The 14449-nt window shown below is 74.6% G+C and carries 15 protein-coding genes; 9 read left to right on the forward strand and 6 right to left on the reverse strand.

From position 1 onward, the window contains the following. Window positions 1-5: 5 nt before the first annotated feature. Together AC069R_RS24085 and AC069R_RS24090 are read right to left on the reverse strand one after the other, a co-directional pair. Window positions 6-1013, reverse strand: a complete 1008-nt coding sequence (locus AC069R_RS24085) for a LacI family DNA-binding transcriptional regulator (protein ID WP_478768879.1) — start codon at window positions 1011-1013, stop codon at window positions 6-8. 123 nt (window positions 1014-1136) lie between these two features. Next, window positions 1137-1817: a TetR/AcrR family transcriptional regulator gene (locus AC069R_RS24090; RefSeq protein WP_478768880.1), complete on the reverse strand. Its 681-nt coding sequence runs from the start codon at window positions 1815-1817 to the stop codon at window positions 1137-1139. 100 nt (window positions 1818-1917) lie between these two features. On the opposite strand from AC069R_RS24090, the gene AC069R_RS24095 reads away from it, so the two are divergent. From AC069R_RS24095 to AC069R_RS24105, 3 genes are all read left to right on the forward strand, one after another. Continuing rightward, window positions 1918-2481, forward strand: a complete 564-nt coding sequence (locus tag AC069R_RS24095) for an NAD(P)H-dependent oxidoreductase (protein WP_478768881.1) — start codon at window positions 1918-1920, stop codon at window positions 2479-2481. A gap of 261 nt (window positions 2482-2742) precedes the next feature. Beyond that, window positions 2743-3702 (forward strand): alpha/beta hydrolase, encoded by a 960-nt coding sequence (locus tag AC069R_RS24100; RefSeq protein ID WP_478768882.1) that lies wholly within the window; start codon window positions 2743-2745, stop codon window positions 3700-3702. A gap of 96 nt (window positions 3703-3798) precedes the next feature. Continuing rightward, window positions 3799-5205, forward strand: a complete 1407-nt coding sequence (locus AC069R_RS24105; RefSeq protein ID WP_478768883.1) for an amidase — start codon at window positions 3799-3801, stop codon at window positions 5203-5205. A 4-nt stretch (window positions 5206-5209) separates the two neighbouring features. On the opposite strand, the gene AC069R_RS24110 is transcribed toward AC069R_RS24105, so the two are convergent. After that, window positions 5210-5638, reverse strand: coding sequence for a hypothetical protein (locus AC069R_RS24110; RefSeq protein WP_478768884.1), 429 nt, complete (start codon window positions 5636-5638; stop codon window positions 5210-5212). Then, on the reverse strand, window positions 5635-6381 hold the full coding sequence (locus tag AC069R_RS24115; protein ID WP_478768885.1) for a helix-turn-helix transcriptional regulator: 747 nt from the start codon (window positions 6379-6381) through the stop codon (window positions 5635-5637). Before AC069R_RS24115 ends, AC069R_RS24110 begins: the two co-directional genes overlap by 4 nt. A 93-nt stretch (window positions 6382-6474) precedes the next feature. Here AC069R_RS24115 and AC069R_RS24120 point away from each other — a divergent pair, with 93 nt between their 5' ends. Both AC069R_RS24120 and AC069R_RS24125 read left to right on the forward strand, forming a co-directional pair. After that, complete coding sequence (locus AC069R_RS24120; protein ID WP_478768886.1) at window positions 6475-6903, forward strand: cupin domain-containing protein; 429 nt, start codon at window positions 6475-6477, stop codon at window positions 6901-6903. Between the two features lie 86 nt (window positions 6904-6989). After that, a complete protein-coding gene (locus tag AC069R_RS24125) occupies window positions 6990-7442 on the forward strand; it encodes a type II toxin-antitoxin system PemK/MazF family toxin (RefSeq protein ID WP_478768887.1) in 453 nt (150 codons plus the stop codon). 117 nt (window positions 7443-7559) lie between these two features. On the opposite strand, the gene AC069R_RS24130 is transcribed toward AC069R_RS24125, so the two are convergent. After that, window positions 7560-8381, reverse strand: coding sequence for a TIGR02452 family protein (locus AC069R_RS24130; RefSeq protein ID WP_478768888.1), 822 nt, complete (start codon window positions 8379-8381; stop codon window positions 7560-7562). 329 nt (window positions 8382-8710) lie between these two features. On the opposite strand from AC069R_RS24130, the gene egtA reads away from it, so the two are divergent. The 4 genes from egtA to egtD are packed head-to-tail and all read left to right on the forward strand — an operon-like array spanning window position 8711 to window position 13117. Next, entirely contained in the window at window positions 8711-10045 is a 1335-nt protein-coding gene (gene egtA, locus AC069R_RS24135; RefSeq protein WP_478768889.1) for an ergothioneine biosynthesis glutamate--cysteine ligase EgtA, read from the forward strand. Next, entirely contained in the window at window positions 10042-11379 is a 1338-nt protein-coding gene (gene egtB, locus AC069R_RS24140; RefSeq protein ID WP_478768890.1) for an ergothioneine biosynthesis protein EgtB, read from the forward strand. Before egtA ends, egtB begins: the two co-directional genes overlap by 4 nt. Beyond that, complete coding sequence (gene egtC / locus AC069R_RS24145; protein ID WP_478768891.1) at window positions 11379-12158, forward strand: ergothioneine biosynthesis protein EgtC; 780 nt, start codon at window positions 11379-11381, stop codon at window positions 12156-12158. The genes egtB and egtC overlap by 1 nt, the downstream gene beginning before the upstream one ends. After that, window positions 12155-13117: an L-histidine N(alpha)-methyltransferase gene (egtD, locus tag AC069R_RS24150; protein WP_478768892.1), complete on the forward strand. Its 963-nt coding sequence runs from the start codon at window positions 12155-12157 to the stop codon at window positions 13115-13117. The genes egtC and egtD overlap by 4 nt, the downstream gene beginning before the upstream one ends. A gap of 26 nt (window positions 13118-13143) precedes the next feature. Here the strand turns inward: egtD and AC069R_RS24155 are convergent, their stop codons facing one another. Further along, entirely contained in the window at window positions 13144-14400 is a 1257-nt protein-coding gene (locus AC069R_RS24155) for an extracellular solute-binding protein (RefSeq protein WP_478768893.1), read from the reverse strand. Window positions 14401-14449 lie beyond the last annotated feature (49 nt).

Raw genomic sequence — 14449 nt, forward strand, 5'->3', positions numbered from 1 at the left:
CGGGTTCAGGTGGACTCGCGGGGTACGACCGAGGAGCCCAGGACCCGGTGCACCTCCGGTTCGCCGCCCGGATCGCGGACCGCGCGGTCGACCAGGGCGGCGAGGTCCCGGCCCGAGGGCAGTTCGATGCGCACGGTGCTCAGCCGGGGCCGCAGCAGCCGGCCGAGCATCAGGTCGTCGGCGCCGATCACGGCCACGTCCTCGGGGATGCGCCGCCCCGCGTCCTGGAGGGCGCGCATCAGCAGCATGGCGTACTCGTCGTTGTAGGCGAACACCGCGTCCAAGTCGGGCCAGTGCCCCGCGAGTTCGGCGGCGGACCGCTCCGTGTAGGCGAGCGGTACGCCGGTGACGCTCGCCCCGGTGCCGCGCAGCGCCCGCCGGGCGCCGGCCAGCCGGGGCCCCGAATACGCCTCCAGGCCCGGTTCATGGGGTACGACGACCCCGATCCGCCGCCTGCCGCGCTCGTACAGGTGGGCGGCCGCGCACCGGCCCACGGCCTCATGGTCCATCAGCAGGGCGTGCGCGCCCTCGACGCGTTCGGGTCCGAGGGTGACGACCGCGCGGGCGCCGGAGCGTTTGAGGACGGCCACGCCCCGCGGCCCGAGCCCGGTGCCGGGCACCAGGACCGCCACGGGCCGCAACTCGGCCCAGGCGCGGGCGGCTTCGTCGCCCTGGAGGCCGACGGAGCCGTACTGGACGACGGTGTAGTCGAGCCGGCCCAGGGCGCTGTGGACCTCGTTGAGGAACGCGCTGTAGAGGGGGCCGACCGGTACCACCGGGGCCGGCATGAGGACCGTACGGCTGCGGCCGGCGCGCAGACTGCGGGCGGCCGCGTGGGGGACGTACCCCAGTTCCCGCGCGGCCTCGTGGACGCGCCGCCGCGTGGGTTCACTGATCCGTACGGCCTCGGTGTTGTTCAGGACGTAGGACACGGTCGCGCGCGAGACGCCGGCCAGGCGGGCCACATCGGCACTCGTGGGAGTGTTCGGTATCTGCACCATGACAGACCGCATCTTGGCAGAGCGGTCCGGGGGCGCGGCGGGCGGGGGACCGTGATTCGTCTTTTGACCAACTCCCGTGCGGAGTAGGTCCGTTCGGTGCGCCGGACGGGGCCACCCGACCCCTTGCGAGACGGGTCAGGCGGGCGGCTCGGTGCCCGTAACCCGCGCGACCAGATCCACCCAGGCCGCCTCCAGGCGGGCCATGGGCAGCCCGCGCTGCCGGGTCAGATGGTGGATGAGGGCCGGGTCGAGCGAGGCCAGCAGGGTGTGGGCGAGCAGCTCGCAGTCCGCGTCCGGCACGATCTGCCGCAGCAGCATGACCACATGGGTGCGCAGCGCCTGCGTCGCGGGGTGGGAGAAGCGGCGGCAGGCCTCGGGCTGGGCGGCGAGCTGCAGTTCCAGCTGCTCGGCCGAGCGGTAGAGCACCGCGATGCCGAACGCCCGCAGCCGCTCCAGGGGCGGGGCGCCGGGGCCGAGCGGCGGGGGGCCACAGAGGAAGTCGGCCTGGAGCTGCCGGCCCGAGTGGTCGAGCAGGGCCGTCAGCAGCCCGGTGCGGTCGCCGAAGCGCCGGAATACCGTGCCCTTGCCGACCTTGGCCGCCGAGGCGACGGCCTCCATGGTGACGCCGGCCACGCCGTGCTCCGCGATCAGGCGGGCGGCGGCCTCCAGCAGCCGGGCGCGATTGCGGGCCGCGTCGGCGCGCAGACAGGGCTCCTCGGGAGCGGTGCCGAGCTCCAGCAGGGGAGGCGCGTCGGAGGGCTCCTGCGGCGTCGGGAAGGGCTGCGGCGCGCTGGACATGAAGACAGCGTAAAGCACCGGGAACAGAACTGGACCCCGGTCCGGTTAGAGTGATAGAAATTTAAACGGACCTTGGTCCGGATCGTAACGGCGATGTTTCAGCCCCTGGAGTCTTCCCATGTCTGTTCGTATCCTCGCGCTCGTCGGCAGCCTGCGTGCCGGTTCGCACAACCGTCAGCTGGCCGAGGCGGCCGCCAAGCTCGCCCCCGAGGGCGCCGAGGTCGTGATCTTCGAGGGCCTGGCCGACGTGCCCTTCTACAACGAGGACATCGACGTCGAGGGCGGTGTCCCGGCCGCCGCCGCGGCTCTTCGTGAGGCCGCTCAGAGCGCCGACGCGTTCCTGCTGTTCTCGCCCGAGTACAACGGCACCATGCCGGCCGTCCTGAAGAACGCCATCGACTGGCTGTCCCGCCCCTACGGCGCCGGCGCCTTCGGCGGCAAGCCCGTCGCCGTGATCGGCACCGCCTTCGGCCAGTACGGCGGCGTGTGGGCGCAGGACGACACCCGCAAGGCGGCCGGCATCGCCGGCGGCAAGGTCGTCGAGGACATCAAGCTCTCGATCCCCGGCTCCCTGACCCGCTTCGCCGAGACCCACCCGGCCGACGACACCGAGGTCGCCGCCCAGCTGACCGAGGTCGTGGCGCGCCTGCACGGCACCGTGACGGAGACCGCGGCCGCCTGAGCCGCCCCTCGCACCACCCGTAGGGACCGGAACCGAGCGGCTTCCGGCCCCTACGGGTTTTTCCGGCCCCTAAGGGCTCCTCGGCCGGCCCGCGTCGTCTTCCCACCGAGAAGCCGCACCTTGCGGTCCAGGCTCCCCGGCCGGTCCGCCGGCGCCGTACTGCTGGTGCGCGGCATCGCGGGTATCTGGTGCGCGGCATCGCGGGTATGCGGACGATGGCCGTACGGCCGTGATCGCGTCAGCCCGTCCGAGGAGGAAGCCGTGTCCCTGGTCCCGCCGCCGTTCGACCCGGAGCTGGCCGCGTGTCTGGAGGCGCTCGGGGACGCGGCCGTGCCCGGCTTCCGGCTGGAGGACCTCGGCGCCGCCCGGCGCGGCACCTGTCTGGCCGCACCGGACCTCACGCTGGGCGGCGCCTTCGAGGTGAGCGAGCACGCCGTGCCGGGTCCGCCGGGCGCCCCCGGCGTCCCGCTGCTGATCTGCCGCCCGGCGGATACGACGGCCCCGCTGCCGGTGCTCTACCACGTGCACGGCGGCGGCATGATGGCCGGCACCGACCGGGCCGGGGTGGACATCCCCCTGAGCTGGGCGCGGGAGCTGGGCGCGGTGGTGGTGTCGGTCGACTACCGGCTCGCCCCCGAACACCCGCACCCGGCACCGGTCGAGGACGTCTACGCGGGACTCGTCTGGACCGCCGCGCACACGGCCGAGATCGGCGGCGCCCCGCGGCGCATCGTCCTCGCGGGGGCCAGCGCGGGCGGCGGACTCGCGGCGGCCGCGGCGCTGCTCGCCCGCGACCGGCAAGGGCCCTTCCTCCTCGGCCAGTTGCTGATGAGCCCGATGCTGGACGACCGTAACGACACCGTCTCCAGCCACCAGATGGCGGGTCTCGGCCTGTGGGACCGCACCGCCAACGAGACCGCCTGGACGGCCCTGCTGGGCGCGCACCGGGGCGGCCCGGACGTCTCCCCGTACGCGGCCCCCGCCCGCGCCGGCGATCTGTCCGGGCTGCCGCCCGCCTACCTCGACGTCGGCTCGGCGGAGACCTTCCGGGACGAGACGGTCGCCTACGCCTCCCGTCTCTGGAAGGCCGGCGCGGCGGCCGAACTCCACGTCTGGCCCGGCGCGTTCCACGGCTTCGAGGCGCTCGCCCCCGACGCGGCCCTGTCCCGGACGGCACGCGCCGCCCGACTCGACTGGCTGCGGCGACTGTTGGCGCGGTGAGCCGCGGACCGCGCGGGTAAACCCCTCCCCAGCCCGGCTTGTTGACGTTACCGTTCGGTAGACCCCGTGTCCGGAGCCTCCCGGAGGTACGCGCCCATGACGCCCGACCGCTCCCCCGGTCTCGCCGAGTCCGCCCGCGCGCTCGCCGCCGGGGAGGTGACCTCACGGACGCTGGTCGAGCAGGCCCTGGCCCGAATCGAGGCGAGCCGGCCGGTGCTGAACGCCTTCCGGATCGTACGCGCCGAGGCCGCGCTCGCCGAAGCGGACGCCGCCGACCGGGAGTTGGCGGCCGGCGGGCGGCGGCCGCTGCTCGGGGTGCCCCTCGCGGTGAAGGACGACACGGACGTGGCGGGCGAGCCGACGGCGTTCGGCTGCGCGGGCGACTTCCCGCCGGTGGCCGCCGACGGGGAGGCGGTACGGCGGCTGCGCGCGGCCGGCGCGGTGATCGTCGGCAAGACGAACACCTGCGAGCTGGGACAGTGGCCGTTCACGGAGGGGCGGGCCTTCGGCGCCACCCGCAACCCCTGGCACCACGGGCACACCCCCGGCGGCTCCTCGGGCGGCTCGGCGGCGGCGGTCGCGGCGGGCCTCGTCCCGGCGGCGCTCGGCTCCGACGGCGCCGGTTCGGTGCGCATACCGGCCGCCTGGACCCGGCTGATCGGCATCAAGCCACAGCGCGGCCGGATCTCCACCTGGCCGCGCCCCGATCCCTTCCAGGGCATCACGGTCAACGGGACGCTGGCCCGCACGGTCGCCGACGCCGCCCTGCTGCTGGACGCGGCGAGCGGCAGCCACGCCCTCGACGTGCACCGGCCGCCCGCGCTGACGGTGGCGGACGCGGTCGGCCGCGACCCCGGACGGCTGCGCATCGCGCTCTCCCTGAAGCCGCCGTTCACCGCCGTACCGGCCCGGCTGCATCCGCAGATCCGCGCCCGTGTCACCGAACTCGCCGGACATCTCGCCGGGTTGGGGCACGAGGTGACGGAGGACGACCCGCCCTACGGGCAGATCGGGCTGGCCTTCGTGCCCCGCGCCACCGCCGGGATCGCCGAACTGGCCGCCGAGGCCCCCGACCCCGCGCTGCTCGACGCGCGCACCCGCGGCGCGGCCCGGCTCGGCCGGCTGCTCGGCGGCGCCCCGCTGCGGGCGGCCCGGCGCGCCGAGGCGGCGCTGCACCGGCGGATCGGCGCCTTCTTCCGGTCGTACGACGTGATCCTCGCCCCGACCACGGCCGCGCCCCCGCCGCGGATCGGCGCGCTGTACCGGCTCGGCCCGATGGCCACGGACCGGGCGATGATCGCCGCGTGTCCGTACGCGTGGCCGTGGAACGTGCTGGGCTGGCCGGGGGTCAATGTGCCCGCCGGGTTCGCCGGGGACGGGCTGCCGGTGGGGGCGCAGCTGCTCGGGCCCGCGGACAGCGAACCGCTGCTGGTGTCGCTCGCCGCCCAGTTGGAGGCGGAGTCGCGGTGGCACGAGCGGTGGCCGCCCGGCACGGCCGGGTGAGCGGTCAGACCGCGAGGAGGCCGATGCCCAGGGCGAGCAGGGCGGCGACCTTGAGGAGTTCCAGGGCCACGTACCACAGGTGACCGTGGGAGCGGGGCAGGTTCTCGCCCGCGAGGACCCGGTCGGAGCGGCGGCTCAAAAAGGGCCGTACGGCCGTCAGTTGGAGCAGGAGGAGGACCACCGCGGCGGCGGTCAGGCCGGTGATCGGGGCGGGGGCGGCGCCCACCGCGACGGCGGCGATCACCACGGCCGCGCACACCGCCTCGACGGTGTTCAGCGCCCGGAACACCAGCCGGCCGATGCCGAGCCCGACGGGGACGGACACGCCCGGCGCGCGGAACTTCAGTGGCGCCTCCAGGAAGGAGATCGCCAGCACCATGCCGAGCCAGACGAAGGTGACGGCGGTGGCGACGGCCGCGGGCGCGGTGTTCATCGGTGTGCTGCCTTTCCGGTGTGCCCTGGTGCGGAGCCCGCCGCGCCCAAGTGGGCGTAGCAGGCGTCGGGTTCGGCGAATGGCTCCAGACGGGTCGCGGTCAGCGGCGCGCCGAGCCGGTCCAGGGCGCCCTGGATCAGGCCGAGATGGAGGGGGCAGACCAACGCGCCGTGCTCCTCTGCCAGTTCGAGGAAGGGGCAGTGGCCGAGCCGGATACGCCGCCCGCCGCTCGCCCCTGAGTCCGCCCCCGCCCCTGACTCCGGCTCCGGGTCAGCCCCCGCCCTCGGTTCCGGGTCCGGGGCCGGAGCCGGCTCGAAGCCCAGGTCGTCCAGCAGGGCGAGCAGCCGGGTCACGGCCCCTTCGGCCGTCGGCCGCTCGAACGGGGGCGGCGGCTCCACCAGGAACCGCCCCCATTCCCGGCCGGTCTCCATGGCCTGCTCGCGTGCCTCGGCCGGGTCGGCCGACGCCCAGCGGCTGAGCAGCATCCGCGCCAGCAGCAGGTACCGCCGGGCGCCGCCGCGGTCCATGCCGGGGCGGACGGTGTAGACGGTGCGCGGCCGGCCGGGGCCGGTGGACGGCTCGGCCCGGCGCTCGACCAGGCCGTCGGCCACCAGGGCGTCCAGGTGGAAGCGGACGGTGTTGGGGTGGACGCCGAGCCGCGCGGCGGTCTCCGTCACCCCGAGCGGCGCGGGCGCGGCGCGCAGCGCGTCCAGCACGGCACGCCGGCGCGGGCTCTCCGCCATGTCCACCGCTCCTCACCTGCGAGTATTTTTCACGAATCCTACGTGTGAAAATTGTACGGTGGCTTCCGGGAGCCGAGACAGCGAGGGGTGCACATGACATCAGAGTCCGCGGCCGACGGCCCAGCGGCGCAGGCCGGGCGGGCGGAACCGGTTCCGCGTATCCTGTGCGAGGCGCGGGCGCTGGCCGAGGAGCCGCCGGTGCCGTCCGGTGTGCTGTGGAAACTCGCCGAGAGCGGGCGCCAGTTGGATGCCAATGTGGTGCGGATCGCGCCGGGCGGGCGGATCGCGGCGCACGCGGAGGCGCGGCTGGACGTGCTGCTGCTGGTCGTCGCCGGGGACGGTGTGCTCGGCGCGGGCGCCTCGGACGCGCCCCGGCCGCTCGGCGAGGGTGCGCTGGTGTGGCTGCCGCGCGGTTCCACCCGCAGCGTCAGCGCGGGGACGCGGGGGCTGACCTATCTCACCGTGCACAACCGCCGCCCCGGCCTGGGCATCACCGCCCGGCCCGCCGACGGACCGTCCTGACCCATACCGGGACCGATCCGGACAGGGCCAACGCGCAGGCGCCGGGCGCTCGTTGCCCCGGTCGGAGGTGCCACTAGGGTGCCCCCGTGAGCACGTATACCGACACCGACGAGAACGTTCCCGGCCGTAACGGCCCACACGCGACCACCGAGGCCGACCCGCGCGCGGTCGGCCGGGTGCGCACCGAGTACTCCCCGGCCCACGACGGCGACCCGGACCCCGGCGAGATCGTGTGGACCTGGGTGCCGTTCGAGGAGGACGACGGCCGGGGCAAGGACCGCCCGGTACTGGTCGTCGCCCGCGAGGCGGCGGGCACCTTCCTGGCCGTGCAGCTCTCCAGCAAGCGGCACGACGGCGACCGCGAGTGGGTGGCCATCGGCAGCGGCCCCTGGGACCGCTCGGGCCGGGACTCCTGGGTGGACGTGGACCGGGTGCTGCGCCTGCACGAGGACGGCATGCGCCGCGAGGCGTGCGCCCTGGACCGGATGCGCTTCAATCTGGTCCGGCAGCGGCTGCACGAGCGGTACGGCTGGACCTGACGGCCGACGGCGGGGGCGGGGCACCGGGACAACAGGGGCCGACGTCCACCGGCCCGGACACCGGGGCGCGGCACCGGCTCCAGCAGCCTGCGCCCCGGAGGGGCCGCCCCGCCTCGCTCACACCCCGGCCGGCACGAACGCTCGTACGAACGCCTCCCGCACCGTCGCGCCGGGCGTCCGGTCCAGCACGCCGAACACCACGCGCTCGAACGTCCGCTCGAAGCGGCCACCGGCGCCGAGCAGGTTCCGGAACGCGGCGGCGACCTGCGCCGGATCGTTCTGGAAGACGCCGCAGCCCCAGGCGCCCAGCACCAGCCGCCGGTAGCCATGGGCCGCGGCGGTCTCCAGGACCCGTTCGGCGCGGGTCGCGAGGGAGGCCGGGACTTCGGCGGCGCGGTCGGGGGCCGTACGCCGCAGGACCCCCGCGTTCGGGGCGGCGGCGGTCAGGAAGCCCACGTGGTAGGGCTCGGCGAGGAGCCGTCCGCGGTCGTCGCGGAAGACGGGGACGCCGGGGCTGTGGATCACCCGGTCGGAGTAGAGCGGGTCCCGGTCGGCGCGGTGGTGGTCGTAGAACTCCCGGACCCGCAGCAGGCAGGTGTACAGCGCGGAGGCGCGGCACAGGGCCTCTTCCTGGGCCTGGGCGCCGTTCAGGTAGCCGCCGCCGGGGTTTCTCGCCGAGGCGAAGTTCAGGACGGCGACCGGGGCGCCGGACAGCCGGTGGGCGGCCTCCATGCTGCTCTCGCCGGTCACCTCGACGGCCGTGTCCAGGCCGGGTGCCGGCGGCACCGGGATGGGTCCGGGGCCGTACATCCGGGTGCCGGTCCGGGCGGTCGCTATCGCGTCCGCGAGGGACACCTCCGGGCCGCCCGGAGCCCGGTAGCGGCCCACGGCGACGATCTGTTCCGTCTCTGCGGCGATCCCGCGCAGGCGCGCGCTCATGGCGCCACCCCCGTGGACGCCATGATCGCGGCCCGCGCGGTCTCCCCCGTTGTGCTCATGCGGTCATCCTGAGTGATGCTGGTGGGGCGGTGCAACGGAATTTCCCGGCCCCGGAACCGGCCCCCAAACCGGTCCCGGAACCGCCCGAACCCGCCCGGAACCGCCCCGGAACCCGCCGCGAACGCGCGCGGTCGCGGCGGTGACGTGCCGGAGACGTCCGGGAGGCACTCTTGTGCGACGCGGCACGAGGGTTTTGGCTGGGACGAGTGCCTGCCCGGCCCACCGGACGCGGGGCCGGAGACATGGTGGAATCTCAGGAGGATCCCGACATGTCCGATGCGACAGACGAGGGTGGCGACTGTACGGAGCACCGTACGGCCGTCACCGAGGCCGAGGTGGACGCCCTGGTCCAGGGCATCTGCTTCAAGACCGGGCCACCCCGCACCCTCGGTGTGGAGCTGGAGTGGCTCGTCCAGGACCGGGGCCTGCCACAGCGCCCCGTGTCACCCGAACGGCTTCGCGCGGCCTACGCCGCCGTGCGCGCCGTACCCCTCGGTTCTGCGCTCACCGTCGAACCCGGCGGCCAGCTGGAGCTGAGCTCGCCGCCCGCCGCCTGCCTGACGGAGTGCGTCGGCACCGTCTCCGCCGACCTCGCGGCCGTCCGCGCCGTCCTCGACGGGCACGGGCTCGTCCTCGTCGGCCTCGGCCACGATCCCTTCCGCCTCCCCGACAGGTTCCTGCGCGAGCCGCGCTACGACGCGATGGAGACCTGCCTGGACCGCACCGGACCGGCCGGCCGGCACATGATGCGCGCCTCCGCCTCCGTGCAGGTCTGCGTGGACGCGGGCCACGAGGAGCCGGGCCCGCTGGGGCACGGGCGGCGCTGGTGGCTGGCGCACCAGCTGGGCGCGGTCCTGGTCGCCGCGTTTGCCAACTCCCCGCTGATCGGCCGGCTGCCCACGGGCTGGCTGTCCACCCGGCAGCTGATGTGGGCGCGGATCGGCGCGGACCGGGCGGGCGCGCCCCCGCTGGAGGAGGAGCCGCGCGCGGCGTGGGCCCGGCACGTGCTGGACTCCCCGGTGATGTGCGTGCGCCAGGACGGCGGGCCCTGGGAGGTGCCCGAGCGGCTGACCTTCCGGGAGTGGACGCGCGGCCACGGGCCCCGGCCGCCCACCCGGTCGGATCTCGACTACCACCTCACCACCCTCTTCCCGCCGGTGAGACCGCGCGGCCATCTGGAACTGCGGATGATCGACGCGCAGCCGGGTGACGACGGCTGGATCGTGCCGCTCGCGGTGACGGCGGCGCTGTTCGACGATCCCCAGGCGGCCGAGACCGCCTACCGGTTGGTGAAACCCCTGGCCGAGCGGGCCCTGAACCGGCCGGCCCCGCACAACCCGCTGTGGTCCGACGCGGCGCGGCGCGGGCTCGCCGACCCGGAGCTGCGGGAGGTGGCCGCCGCCTGTTTCGCGGCGGCGCTGGACGCGCTGCCCCGGCTCGGGGCCGGCGCCGAGGTGACGGACGCCGTGGCGGGGTACCTGGAGCGCTATGTCGCCCGCGGCCGCTGCCCGGCCGACGATGTGCTGGACGCACCCCCCGGCACCGGCATCGCCCGGTCCGGGAGCGGCCATGCCGCCCATGGCAGGAAGGACATCCCCTCATGACCGCCGCCAAGGCCGACACCACGGCCGCGGAGCCGGACACCGAGGCTTTGCGCGAGCGCGCGCTGGCCTCGCTCACCACCGCCCGCGACCGCACCACCTCGCTCACCACCTGCGTGGACGAACCCGAACTCACCGCCCAGCACTCGCCGTTGATGTCCCCGCTGGTGTGGGACCTCGCGCACATCGGCAACCAGGAGGAGCTGTGGCTGCTGCGGGCGGTCGGCGGGCGGGAGGCGCTGCGCCCCGAGATCGACGGCCTGTACGACGCCTTCGAGCATCCGCGCGCAAAGCGGCCCTCGCTGCCGCTGCTGCCGCCCGCGGAGGCCCGGCATTACGTGGCCGAGGTGCGCGGGCGGGTGCTGGACGTGCTGGAGTCCGCCGATCTCCGGGGCACCGGGCTGACCGAGGCCGGCTTCGCCTTCGGGATGGTCGCGCAGCACGAACAGCAGCACGACGAGACGATGCTGATCACCCATCAGCTGCGCACCGGCCCGCCGGTCCTGACCGCGCCGGAGCCGGAGCCCGGCCCGCCGTTCACCGGCCCGGCCGAAGTCCTCGTGCCCGGCGGCCCGTTCACCATGGGCACCTCCGGTGAACCGTGGGCGCTGGACAACGAACGCCCGGCGCACCCGCGTCAGGTGGCGCCGTTCTGGATCGACACCACCCCGGTGACGAACGCGGCGTACCAGGCGTTCATCGAGGACGGCGGTTACGACACCGAGCGCTGGTGGGCGCCGGAGGGCTGGGCGCACATCCGGCGGCACGACATCGGCGCGCCGCTGTTCTGGCGCCGGGAGGGCGACCGCTGGCTGCGCCGCCGCTTCGGCACCACCGAGGTGGTGCCGCCGGACGAGCCGGTGCTGCATGTGTGCTGGTACGAGGCGGACGCCTACGCCCGCTGGGCCGGGCGCCGGCTGCCCACCGAGGCGGAGTGGGAGAAGGCCGCCCGGCACGACCCGGCCACCGGCCGCTCCCGGCGCTACCCCTGGGGCGACGCCGACCCGGCGCCGGAGCACGCCAACCTCGGCCAGCGGCATCTGGGACCCGCACCGGCCGGGAGCTATCCGGCAGGCGAATCCCCGCTCGGAGTACGGCAGTTGATCGGTGACGTGTGGGAGTGGACGGCGAGCGACTTCCTGCCGTATCCGGGGTTCCGGGCGTTCCCGTACAGGGAGTACTCGGAGGTGTTCTTCGGCCCCGAGTACAAGGTGCTGCGCGGCGGTTCGTTCGCCGTGGACCCGGTCGCCTGCCGGGGCACCTTCCGCAACTGGGACTATCCGATCCGGCGGCAGATCTTCTCCGGGTTCCGCACCGCGCGCTCGGAGTCCATCTGATGTGCCGTCACCTCGCCTATGTCGGACCCGAGTTGCCGATCGGCCAGCTGCTGACGGGGCCCCCGCACAGCCTGTTCCGGCAGTCGTGGGCGCCGCGGCGGCAGCGGTACGGCACGGTCAACGCCGACGGTTTCGGCGTGGGCTGGTACGCGCCTGGTGACCCCGAGCCCGCCCGGTACCGGCGGGCCGGGCCGATCTGGGCGGACCTGTCCTTCACCGACCTGGTCCGGGTGGTGCGCTCCGGCGCGGTGCTCGCCGCCGTACGGGACGCCACCCTCGCGGGGGCGGACGCGGAGGCCGCCGCGGCGCCGTTCGCCGCGGGGCGCTGGCTGTTCAGCCACAACGGGGCGGTCGCGGGCTGGCCGGACGCGGCGGCACCCCTGGTGGCCGCGCTGCCCCCGGTCGATTTGCTGTCGCTGCCCGCCCGCACCGACTCGGCGTTCGTCTGGGCCCTGGTGCTGCACCGGCTGCGCACCGGTGCCGCCCCGGACCGGGCCCTCGCGGAGACGGCGCGCGAGGTCGCGCGGGCGGCCCCCGCCTCCCGGCTGAACCTGCTGCTGACGGACGGCACCACCATCGCCGCCACCGCCTGGGGCGACAGCCTCTGGTACCGCACGGAGCCCGGCCGCGGCACGGTCGTCGCCTCCGAGCCCTACGACGACGACCCGCTGTGGCGGGAGGTCCCCGACCGCACCGTGCTCACCGCGGACAGCACCGGCGTGCTGCTCGCCCCGGCGGCGCGACCGGCCGCCGTACCACCGAAGGAGCCCTGTACGTGAGCCCTCTGCATGTCACCCGCACCCTCCCCGAGGACGCGACGGAGGCCGCGCTGCGCGCCGATGTCGAGCGCGGCCTGACCGACGACCCCAAGTGGCTGCCGCCGAAGTGGTTCTACGACGCGCGGGGCAGCGAACTCTTCGACAAGATCACCGAGTTGCCCGAGTACTACCCGACCCGTGCCGAGCGGGAGATCCTGGTCGCCCGGTCCGGTGAGATCGCCGCCGCGAGCGGGGCCCGGACGCTGATCGAGCTGGGCTCGGGCTCCTCGGAGAAGACCCGCCACCTGCTCGACGCGCTCACCTCGCTGGCCGCGTACGTCCCGGTGGACGTCAGCGAGAGCGCCCTGACCCGGGCAGGCCGGGCACTCGTCGCGGAGCGCCCGGCCCTCGATGTGCACGCGCTGATCGCCGACTTCACCGCGCCGCTCGACCTGCCCGCGACGCCCGGCCCCCGGCTGGTGGCGTTCCTCGGCGGCACCATCGGCAATCTGCTGCCCGCCGAACGCGCCGCGTTCCTCGCCTCGGTGCGCGCCCTGCTCGAACCAGGCGACGGGCTGCTGCTCGGCACCGATCTGGTCAAGGACGAGCAGGTGCTGGTGCGGGCGTACGACGACGCGGCCGGGGTGACGGCCGGGTTCGACAAGAACGTGCTGAACGTCGTCAACCGCGAACTGGGCGCCGACTTCGACCCGGACGCCTTCGAGCATGTGGCCCTGTGGGACGCCCGCCACGAGTGGATCGAGATGCGGCTGCGCGCGCGCACCGCGCAGACCGTGAAGGTGCCCGCGCTGGACCTCGCGGTGGAGTTCGCGGCGGGCGAGGAGCTGCGCACCGAGGTGTCGGCGAAGTTCCGGAAGGAAGGCGTGAGCCGGGAACTGGCCGCCACCGGGCTCGACTTGACCCACTGGTGGACCGACGCGGAGGAACGGTTCGCGCTGTCGCTGAGCGTGGCACGGTGAGCGACGGGCGTGGCGCGGTGAACGGCTCAGAGTCTAGGGGTGAGTTCCTCGGTGATCCGCTGTGACGCCCGGCGGGCCTCCGTCGCCGGGTCCGCCCCGTTCAGCACCCTGGTCATGTACTGCTTGATCGGGTTGTCGGCCTCGACGTCCGCCCACTGAGGGGTGTTGGGGGTCGCCCTGCCGTGTGCCGCGCCCGCGGCCATGGCGGCGACCCCCTCCTCGCCGGAGACGGCGGCGGCCAGCGTGGTCTTGTTCGGCACGTAGTTCATGGTGCGGGCGAGTTCGGTGTCCCACTTGGCGCCGGTGAGCGCCCCGACGACGGCGGTCGCCGCGAACTGGTCCTTGGTGTTCTGCGGGATGACGAGGTCGGAGCCGCCGGTGAACACGGCGCCGGGCCGGGCGGCGGTCGGGCCGGGCACCGGGAAGTAGCCCAGTTTTCCCTTGAGTTGCGGGTTCCGCCGCACGATGTCCTGCGCGAGTCCCGGTACGGCGACGATCTGCGCCACCTTGCCGCCCGCGAACACCCCGGCCTGCGGCGGGTGTTCCTCGTCGGCGTCCTTGGGCCCGTCGCCCAGCGACTGGAGCCGCCGGTAGAAGTCCATGCCGCGCAGCGCGGCGGGGGAATCCAGGGCGCCCTTCCAGTCGTAGTCGCCGACCTTGCGGGCGAGGTCGCCGCCCTCGTCCCAGATGAAGCCGGAGAGCGTGTACCAGTCCTGTCCGGCGAGGTAAATCCCCTGGCTGGCGCCGGAGTCGAGCTTCTCGGTGTCGGCGAGCCATTCGGCGCGGGTGCGCGGCGGGCGGGCGATGCCGGCCTGGGCGAACAGGTCCTTGCGGTAGATGACGACGCGGTTGGCGGCATACCAGGGGATGCCGTACTGCGAGCTGCCGTCCTTGCCGGGTTCGGCGAGACCGGGCAGCCACTTGTCCTTGCCCCAGTCGCGCATCGACTCCAGGGTCAGGTCGGCGAGCCGACCGCCGTCGGCGTACAGCGGCACCTGGGTGTTGCCGACCTCGATCACGTCCGGGGCGTCGCCGGAGGTCCCCGCGAGCGCCTTGCGGACCTTCGCCACGATGCCGGTCCAGTCCTGGATGCGGATGTCCAGGCGCAGGTCAGGGTGGGTGTGTTCGAAGTCCTTGGTGAAGCGGTCGAGGAAGTTCGCCGAGGCGCTGTCCTTCATCAGCCACACGGTGACGGTCTCACGCTGATGGGTGCCGGGGAGCATCCCGCAGCCGCTGACGAGGCAGCCGGTGACACAGCTGAGGGCGAGCAGACGACGTCTCACGAGGGGTCCTGTTCTGTCTGGCATGGCGGATGCGCACAGGGGTGGAAGC

Source organism: Streptomyces sp. NPDC043952 (assembly GCF_056435325.1).